Source organism: Moritella sp., from assembly GCF_033791185.1.
Taxonomy (GTDB): domain Bacteria; phylum Pseudomonadota; class Gammaproteobacteria; order Enterobacterales; family Moritellaceae; genus Moritella.
On sequence record NZ_JASJHF010000057.1, the window covers coordinates 1 to 2,802 of the forward strand.

At 45.6% G+C, this 2,802-nt stretch carries 3 protein-coding genes and 1 pseudogene; 1 reads left to right on the forward strand and 3 read right to left on the reverse strand.

Going from position 1 to position 2,802, the window contains the following annotated elements; genetic code table 11:
• The coding region (locus tag QNK26_RS03560) for an MgtC/SapB family protein (protein WP_319220890.1) at positions 1-1,305 on the forward strand (1,305 nt) is incomplete at its 5' end.
• A gap of 65 nt (positions 1,306-1,370) precedes the next feature.
• On the opposite strand, the gene QNK26_RS03565 is transcribed toward QNK26_RS03560, so the two are convergent.
• From QNK26_RS03565 to QNK26_RS03575, 3 genes and pseudogenes are all read right to left on the reverse strand, one after another.
• Positions 1,371-1,712, reverse strand: coding sequence for a DUF2956 domain-containing protein (locus tag QNK26_RS03565; protein WP_319220891.1), 342 nt, complete (start codon positions 1,710-1,712; stop codon positions 1,371-1,373).
• A 155-nt stretch (positions 1,713-1,867) separates the two neighbouring features.
• Positions 1,868-2,107: a zinc ribbon domain-containing protein gene (locus QNK26_RS03570; RefSeq protein WP_319220892.1), complete on the reverse strand. Its 240-nt coding sequence runs from the start codon at positions 2,105-2,107 to the stop codon at positions 1,868-1,870.
• 116 nt (positions 2,108-2,223) lie between these two features.
• Positions 2,224-2,802: pseudogene (locus QNK26_RS03575) on the reverse strand (HlyD family secretion protein); the annotation flags it as partial.

The following is a 2,802-nucleotide window of genomic DNA, read 5'->3' on the forward strand; positions in this document are numbered from 1 at the left end:
ACAATAAGATGCTATACCTTGAAGACAAAACAACTTCGGACTGGAGCAATGGAAAGCAGCCTTTCTCAATTACTATTACTCGGTTCTGCTCTGGCCATCGGACTATTAGTGGGGTTGGAGCGCGGGTGGAGTAACCGTAAGCTTGCCGACGGAAAACGCGTGGCAGGACTGCGAACTTTTGGTCTGATTGGACTTCTTGGCGGTATCTCCGGCCTGCTGGCGACCCATCTTGGCGGATTAATCCTTGGTATTGTCTTCGTTGCCATTGCCGCACTGGTTATCGCTACTTATCTGATCAATCATCGTCACAGCTTGGATATCGGTGCCACTAGCTATGTGGCCATGCTGGTGACCTTTTTACTCGGTGCCTTGGCTGGCCTTGATCAGGTTGTCGTCGCTGCAGCTTGCGGAGTGGTCACCACACTGCTGCTGCGTTCTAAGCTTTTCCTGCATCGATTATTGCTTAAATTGTCACAACACGAATTAAACGCAGGACTAAACCTGCTTATCATCTCGCTGGTGCTGCTGCCAGCATTACCGAATAAGGGCTATGGTCCCTGGCAGGCTCTTAATCCCTATGAGATCTGGTGGATGGTAGTACTGATCTCGGCAATATCTTTTGCGGGTTATTTTATGATCCGCATGCTCGGTGCCCAGCGCGGTATTCTGGTGACAGGTTTAGCTGGGGGGATGATCTCATCGACAGCGCTGACACTGCAACTGTCGCGCCTCTCTCGCGATCAACCGTCACTACAACTGCTCTGTTCGGTGGGCATTCTGGTGGCTTGTGGGGTGATGTTTCCGCGGATATTACTGGTGGCTGGACTGATCAACCCAGCACTAGTGGCTGATCTTTTCTTGCCTTTAGCCTTGATGCTCGGGGTTATCTTTGGCTGTACGGCGCTGATCTTTCACAACGATACTAAGCCGATAGTGACCGACGAGGTGCGGCCGAAAAATCCGCTGGAACTGAAACCGGCTCTATTGTTTGGGCTCATGTTAGCCGCGGTAGCATTGCTTGTACGGGTGATGGTTGAATGGCTGGGCGAATCCGGTGTGCTGTTGTTAGCGGTGGCATCGGGTATCGCCGATGTCGATGCCATCAATCTTACTCTATCCAGAATGGCGGGTGGGGATATCCCGCCTAATACAGCAGTGCTGGGCATTGTGTTAGCGAGTGTTTCCAATACCCTGTTCAAGGCTTGTCTGGCGGTATTTTCCGGTGGTAAAGGGATGGTTCGCTGGGTTATGTTACCATTGCTATTGGTCGCCATGACTGGCCTGCTGACTATCTGGTTACAGTGAGTAAAGCATATCAAATTGCTCTGGCTAATCGACTCACATCAGTTAAGATGCCGTTTTTGTCGACATCAGCCTATACTAAGCACACCAATTTGTACGAGATAACCTGCAAAACCAGCCCAGCTTAGCGCTAATAATGCCCAAGGTAATCGGCTTTGCCTTACTTCAGTAGTCTCAATTCCAACTTCATTTTCTTGCTCTAAAGTTGCAGCATTAGATTTTAATTTTTGCTTTTTCTGTTTATCAAGTTGGCGAGCTTTAGCCTTATGCTGTTTTTTATATTCAGCAATACCCTTTTCGATACCAGCGGCGATCAATTTAGTCTGTTCTTTGCTTTGACCTGGTTTTTTAATACCGTTAGCGATGCGTGTAGATTCAGCTTGCACTTCTGTTGATACTTTCTGTGTCATTGACGTTTCACTCCTAATTCATTTATCTTGATGATAAATAACTAAGGTCTATGTTGCAAGTTGGTAAGATGAAATGATAAAAATTGTATAGTGCACATGCGCGTATATTTGGCTAAACAGTCTTAAACCAATAAATTAATTAGCGAGAGCGATAACTAAACAACTACAAATTGATGGCTGACACGGCTTTTAGATTTAAGCGAGTTACAGGTATTACAAAAATAGTCGGTAGCACCACATGCCTGTAACTTTTCTAACTCCGCACTGCAGTCTGGGCAAAAGCTAATCTTCTGGTAATTCTGATTACAGCTAACACAATGATACAGCCCCGCTCTCCAAGCAAGTGTTTCATGACATTGAATACAGTTGTTTTCATTTGCATTAGTCTTAATCATGTTGAAATTCTCCGTGATATTTTTGTGTGATATGTGATAAATCACCACCATTATACCCATAAAGGGATTATAACCTAAGCTATAACCCCTTTGATAATATAATTAACTAAACGTATCTAGTGGAATGGAAAGAAGTAGTTCATCCACGACGCCATGCGTAACAATACTTTACGCATAATAGCTACATGCTCAAAATGGGTTGAATAGATAGCCGTTTGACCGTATGCCCCCCCCATCATCACCTCGCTGTATTGCTCAAAACGGGGATCGTCAATTTCAAATAATACAGGTATACGACCAGGGAAACGTGCAGTTTGTACCGAGATTAAGGTACCCGATGCTTGGATCTGACCTTCAGGGATAGCTGGAATAGCGCCAATCACCTTCGCGCTAAATACTTTACCAGGTAGACCATCAAAGATAACTTCTGCTTTTGAGCCTTTTTCAAGACGCAACATGCTGTTTTGGCGATACCAACCAACAAGGTTCTTATCGTCTTTATGCTTGAACACCATAACAGGTCGCAAAGGCAGGCTCACCGCGCGCATACCTGGACGTAATGCTTGTTGCACGACATAACCATCCGTCGGCGCACGAACGACGGTACTATCAAGATCGAATAACGCCAGTTCCCGTTTAGCGGTTAAATCATCAACTTGGCCACGAGTAAGGTCAACATCACGTTGTTTACCAAT